The sequence below is a fragment of the Gemmatimonadaceae bacterium genome (genome assembly GCA_037721215.1).
Lineage (GTDB): Bacteria > Gemmatimonadota > Gemmatimonadetes > Gemmatimonadales > Gemmatimonadaceae > UBA4720.
On the sequence record JBBJNV010000010.1, the window covers coordinates 46581 to 61494 of the forward strand.

The following is a 14914-nucleotide window of genomic DNA, read 5'->3' on the forward strand; positions in this document are numbered from 1 at the left end:
CGGCGGCCGCCTCAGCCGACACGCGCCGTAAGGGGAAGCTTGGATATTCCCTTTGCGCTGCGACCCGCGGCAAGCACGTCGCCGTCGTTCAGTATCCGGGGTGCAGTGAGTGGGACACCATTCACTAGCGTTTCATTCACGGTCGCAAGCGCCGGTGTCACAATCCATTGTCTGTCCGGGCGCCGCTCAACAGTGCACTGCGTCGAGTCCCAGAACTCCGCATCGGGTCCGAAGCGGCGAAGGATTGCCTTGCCAAGAGCTGTTCGAACGCCGATCTGGAGTGATTCACCACCCGCGGCAACCAGTTGGATTTTATCCGACGTCAAACCCGATCCCGCTGCCGGCGCCGCTTTCGCGCCAGTGGAGGAACCCGCAATCGGCGATCCTGCAGCCGGCCGCACAGTGCGAGAAGTTGCACCTGCAGCCCCGGCGGCCGTTCCTGTTCGCGGCGCCCGCCCACTCAGCGCCGCGCGGATTGCCGCGGCTGTGGGTCGTTTTTTCGGATCCGGCGAAAGGCACCGGTGCAAAATCGCGCTCACCTCGGCGTTGCTCGCGGGTGACGGCATCGTCCCCAGCAATGCTGGCGGCTTCAAGTCATACGCTCGTACACGTTTCGCATACTCGGCCTGATCCTCCTGCCAGTATGGATGCATTCCAACGAGAAGCTCATACAGAATGAGCCCGCATGTAAAAACGTCGGACTCGAGCACTGGCACCGCGCCGCGTGTCATGTGCTCGGGTGACCGGTAGTTGTCGGTTCCGACATAGCCCTGATGGCCATGCCACGGCGCTTTCCGGTCAGTGAGCACGGAAAAATCCGTGTCGATGATCTTCAGCTGGTACCCTGAACCGATCGACGGATCCTCGATCAGATAGGCGTTTCCCGGTTTGAGATCGGCATGTACGATTTTCGATTCATGGAGAGCAGCGATCCCGGCCATGAAAACTTTGGCCCATGTAACGTGTCTGGCCCAGACCGCGGGGTCCCGGGTTGGGGCTGTTTTCGTGCGTCGGTGAGTCTCCCGCTCCTCCTCGAGCATGTCGTCCAGGTCGCGTCCATTCTCGACAAATTCATAGGCCGCGAAGTACGTCGGGCCTCCCCACCGCTCCTCGAACGCATCGATCAGACGAACCGCGTAGTGGGCTGCCTTCCCCTTGCGAATCCGGCTCGACAGCTCCTGCTGGTAATCGACAAAGGGCGCGTACCAGACCACGGTTGGAGAAGGGGATTTGTACTGCTTCAGGAATATCTTGTCCCCGCCTGGCGCCTGAGCGCCGTAGGATATCGCCATCATCCCCGGGCCGAAGACTTTCGTCACGCGGTACCCGCGGATGGTGTCTCCGACCCTCAGTTTTTTTGCCATCGTGCGCTCCGGAGCGGTGCTGTCCTAGAGCGCCAGCGTTTCAGCTGATCGCGACACGCTCGCCGCGAGTTGTTTGAGAGTCGTGCGGAAATTCGCCGGATCGGCGGTGAATTTCTGCAGCGCCTCCTGTGGGTTCAGGCCTTCGTACTCGACCACTTCCCACTCGCTCTTGTCGATCTGACTGAGTCTGTCGTAGCCCTCGAAGTTGGGCGCAAAAAGGCTGAGAATGATGCGATTGGCCATGACGACATTGGCTACGTCCTGCAGCGCGCCGCCTTTCGCCTCGGGAATGCTCATAGTCTCCTTGAATGAGGCATCTGTGAAGACCACCACGACACGGGCGGCCTCGCTGCGGTATCGCCACTTGTTCGCTTCTTCCGACTGAGCGCCCTTCGGCGACGCTTCCATCGTCGAGACCTTGTAGATCGCGTCCAAAAGGGACTCGGGTTCGTCGCCTCCGCCCTGCGCCTGCAGTTTGGAGAGCTGGGCCTTCAGAGCAACGGCGTCGCGGACGAAGGGATGATCCTCCATCCATTCCAGGCCTTCGCCGCTCGCCGCCTCGATGTCGCGGTAACCGACGACCTTTCCGCGCCAGTCCCGCACGGGCGCTGCATTGTTGGCATCTCCTGAGCTCAGCGAGTCCACGAACGCTTCGATGTTCTTGCGCAAGGCGTCGATGATAGGCGCCATGCTTCCGCTGACGTCGATGAGAAACACGACGTCGGCGACCCCTTTGGTCTTTTCGCGGGTCTGTGGCGCTGCAGTGGGGGCGGCAGGCGCCGCTTCGCCCTGGAGCCCTTCAGGGACAGCAGGGTCCGAAGCGAAGGCAGGTGGAGCAGCGGAAACCGCGGGATCACCTTCGGCCATCGGAGTGGAGCCAGCATCGGCGCCAGATGGCACCCCGCCACCGTCGGCGCCCGCGCCACTGCCAGCGCCAGATGGCATGCCGCCACTGTCAGGGTTGGACGGCATAGCGCCGCCGCCCGACGACCTATCGCCGCCGGTGGAACCACTTGCCCCGTCTGCAGCCGGTACCGGCGGAGGGGGCGCATCTGCCGACGGGATGTCCGGTTCTGGTGGCATTCTGGATTCGGTATCTTCTGGGGTGGCCATCTATTCGCTCCGCGGGAGTCCGGTTGTGGAATTGAGTTGTGGAATTCCAGGTCGAACGCACCAGATGCACGTTTTCTGCCGTCATTGCAAGTGAGCGCCGCGACCTCTCTGGCCCGCCCGCTCCCTGATGTGGAAGGGAATGTCTGCGCTGGCGCGGCTCTTGCCGTTCCCCAACTTGATGATCAATCGTAATAGGCCGATCTGTGCTAGCCCGATCGCTCTATTCAATGGGGGCTAGCAGAGGGAGGTAGGCTTATGTCCAAGATTCGACAGGACAGCATGAAGGACCTTGGCACCATCGAGACGGGGTTGCAACGGCCGACCAGTCGGCGTGGCTTCGTCCGGATTATCGGTGCGGGTAGTGCGGCGGCGATGCTGCCTGCGCTCGTCAGTTGCGAAGGGGACTCGATCGCCGTGCCCATCCAACCCGGCGGACCGGGGTCTGGAGGTGGAGGTACTACACCACCGGGGGGCCCGGCGCCCGTCACCGGAGTGTCGTTCGATCTGAGAACCGACGCCGGGTTCCTGCGTCTGGTTCAGGTACTCGAGGAAGTCGAAGCGGCCTTCTACACCGCCGTCGTGGCAAGCTCGAACTTCAACACGTTCTTTCCGGCCGAGGAGCGGGAATTGTTTGTCGATCTCCGCGACGCCGAGATTATTCACCTTGAAGTCGTCCGCGCCGGGCTCGGCTCGCAGGCGGTTCCCAGCCTGCGGAACAATATCAACACGGCGACGTTGAACACGTTCCTTGCCAGCAGGGCGAGCATCATCGCCGCCGCGCGAGGGTTCGAGACCCTGGGTGTGTCCGGGCTCAACGGGTCGGGCAAGTATCTGCAGGACGCCCGCAACCTTCTGTTCGCAGGAAAGATCGTGTCGGTTGAAGCACGTCACCTTGCCGCGCTCCGCGACATTTCCGTGCCGGGCGGCACCGCAAACACAGCGTTCGCCAGCGATGACACCATCGACGCCATGGGGCGGGACATCAAGCTCGAGGCGGGCGACATCATTGCCCGTGCGGCCGCGACCAACATCCTTCTGCCCAACACGCTCGCAGCGCAGCCCATCAGCAATCAGCCGACCGCCACACAAGGCGTGCCGACAACCAACTTCATCACACCCACGCCATAAGCGCTCAGGAGTACTGATAAATGAAAACGAATCAACAGCCGATCCTGGACGCTATCGATCCAGAGATCATCGAAAGGCTTGTATCCCGCCGCGACGCCATTAGAAAAGGCGCGTCGGTGAGCTCGATGGTTGCGACCGGTCTCGCAATGGGCTCCGTGCCGGTGATGCTGGCCGCGCTGAGCCGCGACGTGTTCGCGCAGGCGCCGTCGGACATTCTCGATGCTCTCCAGTTCGCGCTCATTCTCGAGCACCTTGAGAATGAGTTTTACAAGGCAGTGCTTGGGACCAGCGCACTGGCGGCGCAGAATAACGCGTTCGCACCTGTCCGCGCACTGATCCCCGCCTCGGCGCGGGAAACCTTCATGCAGATCCAGAAGCACGAGCAGCAGCATGTGGACTTCCTGCGGACAACGGCGATTCCGCTGTTCGGCGGAACGGCTCCAGCGATTACCGCCGCGGATTTCGACTTTACCGGTGGTAACGGTAGTGGCACAGGACCGTTTCTGTCCGCGACCACGAATCTCGATGTGCTGCTGCTCGCAACGCAGGCGTTCGAGGACACCGGCGTTCGCGCGTACAAGGGACAGGCTGGCCGGTTCCTGATTGCAGGCAACACGAATGCCGATATTGCGATGGAGAGCGCGCTTCGCATTCATTCAGTCGAAGCACGCCACGCTTCGAAGATCCGGCGCATCCGCCGCCAGCGCAACCCGAGCGACACTACGCTGCGGTTCAGTGGATACATTCGCGGAGGGGGCGCTGCCGCAGCGGGCGCAGGCAACATCGCCAACCCGCCGGCCGAAGTTGTCGCAGCATTGAACCTGATTTACGGCGGCGGCACGGGTCCGGTATCGTTCCCCGACAGCAATACGCGCCATGTGATCTTTAACGGTACGGCGGAAGTTATCGTGGATGCGGCGACCGTCGGCGGCACATCGGCGATCGGGGGCGCGGCCGCGCAGCAGCTTGCCGCGACTCAGGCTTTCGACGAAGCGCTGACGAAAGCCGAAGTGATAACCATCGTTCAGGGTTTCATCAGGAACGATCCAGCGCGCGGACTGCCATAGCCTTTCAGGCAGTTGTGCAATGAAAAGCAGGCGGCTCTCTGGGCCGCCTGCTTTTTTTCGTCATCAACAGTCGTGGTTCAACCTGAGCACGCCCGAAGCAGAAGGTTGAGGGCGATCGTCAGAATGATCGATACCACTATGCTGGCCAGACACCCGCTTGTCCGAATCCTGATAGCTGTCTCGCGAAAGAGTCAATTGCCATTCCGCCAGAATCATTCCCGCATCCGCAACAAGCGGTTGTTCTGAATGGCAGCCCATGGGGTTTTACGAGCAATTAGCGGCGTACTGTTCGGCCGTCCATCCAGGACCCTGTTCTTCGGTCGCTCCGATGGTATGCGACGCCTCGTGCCGAAGCGTCCGGTTCAGCTCGGCAAGCGTTCGCCCGTTGAGGTCGTCGAGTCGTCGAGCCACGCGCACCAGCCAGACGTCATCGATCTCGTATGCATGGCCAACACCGTAATATCTATGGGCTCCAATACGTTTGATGAGAGCCTTTCGATACATTCGCACACGCGGCAGGATGGCGCGGACAGCATCGCCCAGCAGCCTGCACTCGGATCTCGCGTGGCCCTGAAGACGGCCGGCTTCGGCATTGAACGCCTCGAATTCCTCTGCCGACGGCGCCGCCGTTTCGCAGACAGGCGACGAAGCTTCCGGATTCACCCCGACACACCCGAGCATCATCGCCGCGTCCAGGGGTACTGGCGTGAAGAGGCTATCGGGGGCCGGCGAAAGAGCTTCGCCTTCCGCCGAGCCGCCAGGAGCAGCAGCGCCCGTGGCAGCTTCGTCGGCGGTAGTCGCTGCACCTGCGGCGGGCACGACGTTTGGGGCCGGTCGCGCCGGCACGCAGCCGGCAGCGAGGATAGCGGCCACTACCGCCCAGACTGGCACTCGGGGTACTATGGATATATCCGCAGCAAGAGATAGTGCATGCATTTAATTAAATCGAGCACACGCACGCGGGCCACCGGAGATGGAATGCATCCTTTGCATTGGGTTCAGTACCTGGCTTTCGACTCAGTGCAGCAGACAATCGTCAGGGCAAACGGTCACCCCGATGTCACGTCTAACAACGTGATTGTCACGCAAACATTCAATAGAGCTGAGATCAGATGACAAACGCAAAGTCGATAAGCAGCCGAAAACCCGTGCGTCGCTCGTTGCGGCTTGTATTGCTGACGCTCTCTGGCACGGCAATCATGTCGTGCAGTGGTGACTCCGGCGGTCCGGTGGGCCCACTCCCGGTTGCCAGCATTTCGGTAACCGGGGCAACAACAACTTTTGAGATCGGACAGCAAGTGCAGTTCACAGCCGTACCGCGAAGCTCGAACGGCAACCCGGTCAGCGGAGCGGCGATCACCTGGTCTGTCTCCCCGCAGAGTGTCGCTTCGGTCAGCGCAACCGGTCTTGTCACGGCGAAAGCCGCTGGCTCGGCGACTGTCACCGCCAGCATTGGCACCGTTGCGGGCAGCGCCGGCCTGACCATCAACGACAGCGGTATTCCATTTGCCACGACGGTTTCGATGCCGGGCAATTCGTTCAGCCCGTTCGCTGTGACCATCCGCCGAACCGGATCAGTGAGCTTCGATTTTCCGTCAGTTCAGCATGACGTGACGTTCAAGGCCCAGGCAGGAGTGCCCGCAAACATTCCTGTGACTCGCCTCGCCGTCGTCAGTCGTACCTTTAATGTCGTGGGGGTCTTTCCGTACGATTGTCTGATTCACCCGGGGATGTCGGGGCAGGTTACTGTCGCACAGTAATGGTACGAGTAAAGGCCCACTGGCATCGCGCACTGCTTCACCGGCTCCATCCGCAGCGCTGTAATCGCGAATAACCCTCTTACTCTGTTGCTCCTCGCATAGTCGGAACGAAATCAGGGAACACAAACGACAGCTTGTCGTTCGTCAGCCGGTTCTTCACGATCTCGGCAAGAATGTCCCGGTGATCGATGGTGACCTTGAGATCGTTCCCGCTCTCGAGATTCTCGCGGGCAAGGCTCGTCCAGTTCCGCGTCATCACTTTTCCGCCAGCGATGTTCTTACCCATGACGAACATGCAGTTGCCCCGACCGTGGTCGGTGCCCATGCTGCCATTCTCCCGCACGTTACGACCGAACTCGGAGACCACCACCACCGTGACAGAGTGAGCTCCCACCGCGATCAGATCCTTGTAGAGCGCGCCAAGCGCCCCTGCAAATCCTGTCATGGTGTTGAACATGCTGCCGGTGAGGGGCGCTTGAGTCGAATGGGTGTCCCACCCACCAACATCGACCTGGATTGCTTCTACGCCAATGTCGGCCTTGATCAGCGCTGCCGCGGACCTGAGGCTCGCGCCGAATGACCCGGTAGGGTATACCGCACCGTTTGCCGGGGCGTAGCCGGCGAAGTTGATTGTCTTCAGCAGATCCATTGTCGCCGAAGTATCGATTGCGGCCGATCTGACAGGGTCGATCGTTCCCAAATAGTCGTTCTTGAGCCAGTCGGTGCGTTCCTGGCGTGTTGCAGGGTTGCCGACGAGCCCGAAGTTGGCGGGGCTCGGAATGGGCAGCGCCTGCGGTGCACCAATGAGGGTCTGAGCGAGACCGTTGGCGATGCCCAGCGCCCGCAACGGCGCATTGGTACGCATCGGCGTCGTACTTGCCAGATGGCGTCCCAGCCAGCCGGTTACGATCGTCGGGTCACGCGGCTTCCCGACTTCTATGAAGTGCTGCTGGTCGAAGTGCGATCGGGATGAATCCACTGATCCCGTTCCGTGGACCACCAGGAGGTCCTTGGCAGTGAACGATTCCACTAACGCGGACATCGCCTGCGGAAAGGCGAATCTGTCGTCGAGCGCTATGCCCTTGTTCGCGCTGCTGCTGTCAGGCCGCGGAATTGCAATTGTCGGCCGGCCGGTGTAGTACTCCGGATCGGCGAACGGCGCGCAAAGTGTGAGTCCATCGGCCCCGCCCCGCATAAAGATCGAAATGATCACGTCCCGGTTGGCCGCGTATGATTCGGCCAGAACCACCTTGGGGAGCCAGGGCGGAACGAACGTCGCGAGCAGGGCCGCGCCTGCTGACCAGGTTACGAACTGCCGCCGGGACAGCTCGTTGTACTCGGTGCAGGCATTGTTGTCGGACTCATGCATCGCGAACTCCTTGTAAGTGCGGAGCGGGAGCGCACGAAACCGCGCGAGCTCCCTTCGCCGTAACTAATACCACTGGAACGTTGTCGAATTGATGGCCAGAGCAAGAGCTTCGCGCACGCGTGTGCTGGAAAGCGCGGTCGCGCCGAGATAGCTCTTGATTGCGTCACGAGTCTTCGTGGGCATCTCGCCACCAAACATTGCGTTGTTGATCGAGGCAGTGATCCCGTCTGGAGTATCCACAAGGCGGAAGGGAGCGATGTCAACGATGACGTCGCCTGTCGTCAGCGCAGTGAGATAGTCGCCGAAGTTCCAGCGGTTCATCACCAGACCCGACCAGAACTGCACGTTGTCCGGATAACCGTCCGGTGTCTCCCAGACAAACGACTGCTGTCCGACGAGGGAAAGCCGCGAGTTGGCAATGCCGGCAACGCCCTTCACTGTTGGATTGACGCCCCGGAGCGCAGAGGCTACAAAGTGGAAAGGCCGTTTGTGCTTCGGGGGAGCCGCAGCAATGCTATCCGGCGTGAGAATCGCCCGGATCATCGAGGGGATGTTGCCATCCGTCTGCAGATATACCGCCGCGACCTTGTCGACCAGGGCAGCCGGCGGGTCGTACTGCAGCAGCCAGCGAATCATTTTCGACGAAACGTACTTAGCCGTATTCGGGTGCTTCACCAGGAAGTCGATGACCTTGTCGCCGTCGCCGATGCCTGCGGCACCAGTGCCGGGCGCAGCGGGAATCGTCTGGCCGAGGAATGTCTTGGCGGTGTAATCATGTCCGGTCGCATCGAATCGGAAGTCCCCACGACCGGCTATGGTCCATCCCGTGAAGGCGCGCGCGACGGCGACGACGTCCGCCTGAGTGTACCCGCCGTCGACGCCAAGCGTGTGCAGCTCCATCAGCTCGCGGGCGTAGTTCTCGTTGATCCTTCCGACACGACTGGTGTTGTTGTCGAGATAAACGAGCATCGCCGTACTGCGCGCACTGGCTCGCACCATGTCCGGGAAATTGCCGAGAGCGTGCTTCCGAATGACGTCACGGTCGTCGAGCGTCTTGAGATAGCCCACGTCGCGCATGCTGATGCTGAAGTGGTCAGTCCAGAACTCGACCATCCGTTCGTAAAGCTGCCGTTTTGAGAAGGCCGCTCTGAAAAGCGTCGCCTCTTGGAGCTGGCGAAGGACGGCGGTGGCGTCAAGCGCATATAGCTCGGCCCCTGTCATCACCAGTTGAGGATATGTGGTCGCGACAAACGCCTGCGCCGCCGCGTCGTCGATCGCGGTGTAGTTCAAATGATAATCGAGGTAGCCGCTGAACCCTTTCGTACGGGCCAGCTGTACTTCCTCCGGGGTGAGCCCCATGGTGACGCGTCGCGCAAGGCGAACTTCGCGACTACCCCACGTTTCTCCGCTCGTCGCGGGCGGCTCCACCGGTGCCGGGGTCGGCAACATTGGATCGCCAGGGGGACGCCGCGGACCCGATCGAGGAACGATGGCGAGTGCGCCGGCGGACCCCACTGCAACGGCGGCCGCGCCCGCGCGGAAAAAATTCCGCCTCGTGGTGCCACCCGCAATACGGGTCGGTGGTGCGATTGGCCCAGCTGTCACCTCGGTGACAGTCGGCGGCGGCTCCAGCTCAACGGACGACTGACTCATGCGACTCCTCCGACCAGGCGGAACTAGAGAACGACACTCAACGCGACAATCCGGGCACTCCAGACAACAAATGTTCTTTCCGGTTAGACGTTGCGCAATGCCCGATGTTACCTGCCATTGCCATAATCTGCATCCTCATCTTCTCCGCCGGGCTTCCCGTCCCGTCCAAGAGTCGCAAGATCGAAGCCCTGACGATCCACGCGGCCTGGGCTCTCATATATATACGCCCTGCCCCATGGATCAGCGGGAATTGTTTTCCTTACATATGGCCCCCGCCAGCTCATGGGTACCGGCGAGCCCGCAGGTTTGACCCTCAGCGCAGCCAACCCCTGCGCAGTAGATGGATAAGTGCCATTGTCGAGACGATAGTTCTCCAGTGCGACGCCGAGCAGTTCGATCTGGGCCTTGGCGGTAGTGCTGCGGGCCTCGGAAACACGCCCCAGTATCTGCGGCGCGACCAGCCCGGCGAGCAGGCCAATGACGATGAGAACGACAATCAGCTCGATCAAGGTTAGCCCATTGCGAGGGCGTCCGAACCGGAACGCATATCCCACGTTCTGGTGCATGACGATACGGGCGGGAGCACATCGCCGCGGTTGCGGCCTCGAGCCCGGAGGTGACCTCCTCATGGGCAACAACGGCTTACATACCATATGTCGGCTTTCTCCCTAAGCAATGCTGGCGTTGACACTGTAGATGGCCTGCAGCATCGCCAGTGCAACAAAACCAACCAGTAATCCAAAAAGAAGGATAAGCGCTGGTTCGACGAGGCCGATCAGCGTGCGCAGCTTCCGGGACACTTCCCGGTCGTAGTGGTCGGCCGCACGCAGGCACAGCTCATCGAGCTGGCCGCTTTCCTCGCCAACGGAGACTAGTTGATTGGCGAGCGGCGGCAACACTCCGATCAGCTCTGACGAGAGCCGCTTTCCCTGACTCACGCCATCGGTCGCACGGGCAATCGCATCGCCGACTTCGATATTCGCGACTGCCGACCGCGCAATCCTGAGCGCCGGGAGAATCCCGATACCGCTTTTCAGCAGTAAACCAAGAGTTCGCGTGAAACGGGCCGTCGTGTGGCTTCGCTCGAGTTCGCCGATAACTGGAATCGCCAGGCGTGCGGCGTGCCATCGCCCTCTATTCACAGGATTTGCAGCCCATCGTCTTACTGCCCATACCGCACCAAGGATCAGTGGCATCCACACCCACCACCATCGCAGCACCAGCCCACTCATTCCAACGAGCAAACGCGTCGACAACGGAAGCGAACCGCCTACGTCACTCACCATCGCCACGAACCTGGGCACGACGAACATGAGAATGACGATGATGCCGATTCCGGCGACGACCGCCATCAGCGCCGGGTAGAGCAACGCCGAACGAAGCCTCGCCCGTAGCTCCGCGGTCTCGTCGAGATGGTCGGCGAGCCGCGACAGTACCCGGTCTAGCGCACCGCTTTCCTCTCCCGCCGTAGTCATCGCAGTGTAGAGCGCGCTGAATACGCGCGGATGGCGCCGCATTGCGCCGGACAGCGATAATCCTCCCTCGACATCACGCCGAACCGCTGCAGTTGCGGCCGACAGCAGGGCGTTGCCGGCATCCGCCGACGAGAACGACAACGCGCGCTCGAGTGTGACGCCAGCGGTCAGCATCGTCGCAATCGTGCGCGTCCAGACAGCGAGCGCCGCATCGAGGCTCAGCGACCCACCGCGCGAACCCGCACGTGTCGTCTCCACTTCGACCACGTCCACAGGGAACAGCTGCTGGCGCCTCAGGTCCTCGATTGCCGACCGTCGCGAGCCGGCCTGCAGCCGCCCTTCGACAACCCGTCCGTCCGCGCCCGCGGCACGATAGCGAAAGCTGGAGCTCAAGCCGCTTCTTCTTCGTTTACGACTCTCATCAGCTCAGCGACAGTAGTGGCACCCGACCGTACCACTCTCCAGCCAGCCGCCTGCAGAGATTCCGTCCCATTGCGCCGCGCGAGCTTCCGCAGCGCGTCCAGAGGAGCACCTCTCGCAATCAGCGACCGGTGCTCATCGGTAATCTGCAGCATCTCGTAAATGCCAACACGGCCCCGGTATCCGCTTGACGAACATTCATCGCAGCCTTTTGCGCGGCGATATTCATCAGCCGGCCCGCCGGATGCCGGGGCTCCGGCAAGCTCACTGGCTGCTGGCTGATACTGCTCTGCACATGCATCGCAAAGCAGCCGCACCAGCCGCTGCGCAATTATGCCCTGAACAGTTGCCGCTACGAGATATGGCTCGATACCCATGTCGACGAGGCGCGTGATCGCGCTTGCCGCGTCGTTGGTATGAAGCGTCGACAGGACGAGATGCCCCGTAAGCGCCGCCTGAATCGCGATCTCCGCCGTTGCACGGTCCCGCATCTCGCCCACCATGATGATATCCGGGTCATGCCGGAGAATGGAGCGAAGCGCCCCGTCGAAGTTGAATCCCGCTTTTGGATTCACCGGGATCTGAATCACGCCGTCGATCTGGTATTCAACCGGCTCTTCGACAGTGACGATCTTGACACCGGCCGTGTTCACTTCCGACAGAGCCGCGTAGAGTGTAGTCGTCTTGCCTGAGCCTGTCGGTCCCGTGACGAGCACGATCCCGTTCGTTCTTCGCACGATGGCGCTGAATCGCTGCTGCACATCAGAAGGCATTCCCAATTCTGCCAGGCCGCGTCCATGCCCCGCGTGGTCGAGTATCCTGAGAACCACGCTCTCGCCATGAAGCGCCGGCAGTGTCGACACCCGGAGGTCCACTTCCCTGTCGGCAAGCTTGAGACGCGCGCGACCATCCTGCGCAAGCCGCCGTTCGGCGATGTTGAGGCCCGCCATGATTTTTATCCGGCTCACGACAGCCGCGCGGTACTGATCTGCAAGCTGCGACACCTCGCGCAGAACTCCGTCGAGCCGATACCTGACCCGGAGTCCGCTGGCGAGGGATTCAACGTGAATGTCGCTTGCGCCGAGCCGCAGAGCGTCGAGCAGCAGAACATTCACGAGTTTGATCACTGGTGCCTGGTTCGCCAGGGCCTGAAGGTCGTCGAGAGCGAGCTCTGCGGCGTCAGACGCGTTTCCCGCCGCGGTGATCGGTTCCGCCTGCACCGTTCGGCGTGCCGACATGATAGCTGCGATGATCTCGCCGGCAGGAACATCCACAAGACGCAGCTTGCGCTGAAAGACGCGTGACAACTCATCCTCCACCCCTGAGTCGATCGGACCGCCGATCGCGGTCGCGAGGGTGCCGTCAGGATCGATGCCAAGCGGGATCAGGCAATGCTCTTCGAGATAGCGTGGCGAAAGCCGCGATGCGAGCGGACCCCCGGCTGCCTCGCGGAGATCGCGGCTGCCTGTGGTCACGGCGCGCGGCGCACCGGTGGAATCGGGCGCTGAAGGCTGTCGGAAAAAATACCGGGGGCCTGCAGCTCCATCCTGCGCCGGACGCGCTCGCGAACCTGGTCGGCGGTTTCGTCGGTGCGAATGATGTGCGGGGTGACGAAGATTGCGAGCTCGGTCCGATTGCGGCTGCGCGTCTGCCGCTTGAACAGGTTGCCAATGATCGGAATGTCCTTGAGAAACGGTATGCCGCTATCCGAATACTCGTCGGAATCACCGATCAGCCCGCCGATCACCACCGTCTGCCCATCACGGATCGTCGCGCGTGTGGAGGCCTCTCGAGTCGAAATCACGGGTGCGTTCAGCGCCGACGGGATGGTCTGTGACGTGAGCGTACTCACTTCCTGCAGAATCTGAACGCTGACGTAATCATCCTGGTTGATTGTGGGAATTATCGTCAGGTTCGTGCCGACGTCCTGAAACTGCACGGTCCGATCGATCGCGATGTCGTTGCCCAGCCGCGTCGAAACCACGAATGGGACTTTGCTTCCAACCAGGATATGCGCCTCGCGGTTGTTCGTCGCGAGGATCTCTGGAGTCGATAGAATCCTCACATTGAAGCGGGCCGCTAGCGCCCGCAAAACTGCGCGAAGCCGGTAGCGGTCGAGCGACACCACGCGGAAAACGAAGTCGTCGATAACCGATGCCGTGTCGGGCGCAAGCGGTGTTCCACTTCGCGTCGAGGTTGTGCCGGACAGAAACGACCAGTCCACTCCAAACTGCTGCGATCGCCCGAGCGCTATCTCGGCGACAAGCACTTCCAGCAGCACCTGCGGTGGACGTTTGTCGAGAGCTTCGATGGTCTCGCGAATCAGTGGAAGATTAGGCGGAACGGTGCGAATGATCAGCGAGTTGGTCGGAAGGCTTGCCACAATCGTCGTGCGGCCCACCAGATTTCCGCTCGTGCCTGCGCGACCCAACTGGTCGGTGACATCTGCCGGCGAGGAAATCGCTGGCGTCGGTACGGCTGGAGGAGTGATGGGAATGTCGCGCCTCATCTGGAACGCTTCAGCTTCACGCTGGCGGAAGGCGTCGAGGTTTCTGGAGAGGCTCCGGTCGTCGAGAGATTGAGTTGCCGACGATGTCACCGCCGACCCATAAACCTTGCCGAGTGCCGCGGCCAGATCATCGGCGGCAGCGTACTTGAGCGCGATGACGTAGGTGTTGAGTGCCTGCGCGGGGGCGCGATCGAGTGGCATCACCTGCGCCACAGCGCCCTTCTGAATGAGCGTCATGTCGTGGCTCTCGAGAATGGATTCGAGAATCGCTCTGACGTCCTCGCCACGAACCGGGGCGGCAGTGGTAAACGTGATGCGTTTGTCAGGCACGTCGCTCATCACCACATTGAGACCTAGGGTCAGCGCAAGCGACCGGATGACGTCGGAGAGTCTTGCGTCGACAAAGTTGAGTGCCGTTCCCTGTGGGCGGACCGGCGTTTGCGCGTGCATCCTGGCGACCGGCAGGCACCAGAACCCTGCGGCAAACGCAATGCCCAGTCTCGACAGGCGACGACGGGTCATCTTCCGGGAGCCTCTCTGGATTGGATCTTCAGCTCGTGACGACCCGATGGCCCGCGCACGACGACGGAGCCGCCGGTAATCCGAATGATGCGATACTGTCCCACCTGGTCACCCTCGCGATAGAGTCTTCCGCTTGCACCGGCCGAATCGGACTGAATCAGAGCGGTGGACCCGCCAGGCCCGGTCATCGTTCCGAATACCTGTGGCAACGGGGTTTCGACAATCATCGCAGCATTGGCGGCTTCGCTCATCGACGCCACATCCCGCTCGTCGCCTGCGCCGGGGGGAGTATAGCGCACGCGCGGCGCCGCGCGAGTGGATGAGAAAATGTTCGCATCGACGATGACTCTGTTCTCGACCACACTGGGAACGACTGACACGGATCGCGGTCCGGGCGCAGGCGAAACCAAATCGGGAGCTTTCGCGGCTGCCGGCAACGGTGGCTGCCAGATCCAGAGGCCTACTCCCGTCGCAGCCAGCGCAGCGGTGAGCACGGTCAGTACTAACTCGATTCTCCGCATCCTCATCGCCCGT

13 protein-coding genes are annotated in these 14914 nt (G+C 61.6%); 3 read left to right on the top strand and 10 right to left on the bottom strand.

What is annotated here, in order from left to right:
* Positions 1-11 precede the first annotated feature (11 nt).
* Together WKF55_06820 and WKF55_06825 are read right to left on the bottom strand one after the other, a co-directional pair.
* On the bottom strand, positions 12-1364 hold the full coding sequence (locus WKF55_06820; GenBank protein MEJ7759289.1) for a protein kinase: 1353 nt from the start codon (positions 1362-1364) through the stop codon (positions 12-14).
* 24 nt (positions 1365-1388) lie between these two features.
* Positions 1389-2447 carry a vWA domain-containing protein gene (locus WKF55_06825; protein ID MEJ7759290.1) on the bottom strand — a complete coding sequence of 353 codons (1059 nt, stop codon included), beginning with the start codon at positions 2445-2447 and terminating at the stop codon, positions 1389-1391.
* 285 nt (positions 2448-2732) lie between these two features.
* Between WKF55_06825 and WKF55_06830 the strand changes: the two genes are divergently transcribed.
* Both WKF55_06830 and WKF55_06835 read left to right on the top strand, forming a co-directional pair.
* Positions 2733-3605 carry a ferritin-like domain-containing protein gene (locus WKF55_06830; GenBank protein ID MEJ7759291.1) on the top strand — a complete coding sequence of 291 codons (873 nt, stop codon included), beginning with the start codon at positions 2733-2735 and terminating at the stop codon, positions 3603-3605.
* Positions 3606-3625: 20 nt separating this feature from the next.
* Positions 3626-4672, top strand: a complete 1047-nt coding sequence (locus tag WKF55_06835) for a ferritin-like domain-containing protein (protein ID MEJ7759292.1) — start codon at positions 3626-3628, stop codon at positions 4670-4672.
* A 264-nt stretch (positions 4673-4936) separates the two neighbouring features.
* Here WKF55_06835 and WKF55_06840 read toward each other — a convergent pair whose 3' ends face one another.
* On the bottom strand, positions 4937-5563 hold the full coding sequence (locus WKF55_06840; protein MEJ7759293.1) for a hypothetical protein: 627 nt from the start codon (positions 5561-5563) through the stop codon (positions 4937-4939).
* Between the two features lie 221 nt (positions 5564-5784).
* Between WKF55_06840 and WKF55_06845 the strand changes: the two genes are divergently transcribed.
* Entirely contained in the window at positions 5785-6432 is a 648-nt protein-coding gene (locus tag WKF55_06845; GenBank protein ID MEJ7759294.1) for an Ig-like domain-containing protein, read from the top strand.
* Between the two features lie 79 nt (positions 6433-6511).
* Here WKF55_06845 and WKF55_06850 read toward each other — a convergent pair whose 3' ends face one another.
* The 7 genes from WKF55_06850 to WKF55_06880 all read right to left on the bottom strand — a co-directional run bounded on the left by WKF55_06850 (position 6512) and on the right by WKF55_06880 (position 14901).
* On the bottom strand, positions 6512-7801 hold the full coding sequence (locus tag WKF55_06850; GenBank protein MEJ7759295.1) for a DUF1501 domain-containing protein: 1290 nt from the start codon (positions 7799-7801) through the stop codon (positions 6512-6514).
* Between the two features lie 63 nt (positions 7802-7864).
* Positions 7865-9454, bottom strand: coding sequence for a DUF1800 domain-containing protein (locus tag WKF55_06855; protein MEJ7759296.1), 1590 nt, complete (start codon positions 9452-9454; stop codon positions 7865-7867).
* Positions 9455-9561: 107 nt separating this feature from the next.
* Positions 9562-10020, bottom strand: a complete 459-nt coding sequence (gene gspG, locus WKF55_06860) for a type II secretion system major pseudopilin GspG (GenBank protein MEJ7759297.1) — start codon at positions 10018-10020, stop codon at positions 9562-9564.
* 102 nt (positions 10021-10122) lie between these two features.
* Positions 10123-11322 (bottom strand): type II secretion system F family protein, encoded by a 1200-nt coding sequence (locus tag WKF55_06865; protein ID MEJ7759298.1) that lies wholly within the window; start codon positions 11320-11322, stop codon positions 10123-10125.
* The gene (locus tag WKF55_06870; GenBank protein ID MEJ7759299.1) at positions 11319-12824 is read right to left on the bottom strand and encodes a GspE/PulE family protein; all 1506 of its coding nucleotides are present in this window, start codon (positions 12822-12824) and stop codon (positions 11319-11321) included. Before WKF55_06870 ends, WKF55_06865 begins: the two co-directional genes overlap by 4 nt.
* Complete coding sequence (locus WKF55_06875) at positions 12821-14380, bottom strand: secretin N-terminal domain-containing protein (GenBank protein MEJ7759300.1); 1560 nt, start codon at positions 14378-14380, stop codon at positions 12821-12823. The genes WKF55_06870 and WKF55_06875 overlap by 4 nt, the downstream gene beginning before the upstream one ends.
* Positions 14377-14901, bottom strand: coding sequence for a hypothetical protein (locus WKF55_06880; GenBank protein ID MEJ7759301.1), 525 nt, complete (start codon positions 14899-14901; stop codon positions 14377-14379). The genes WKF55_06875 and WKF55_06880 overlap by 4 nt, the downstream gene beginning before the upstream one ends.
* Positions 14902-14914: the final 13 nt, after the last annotated feature.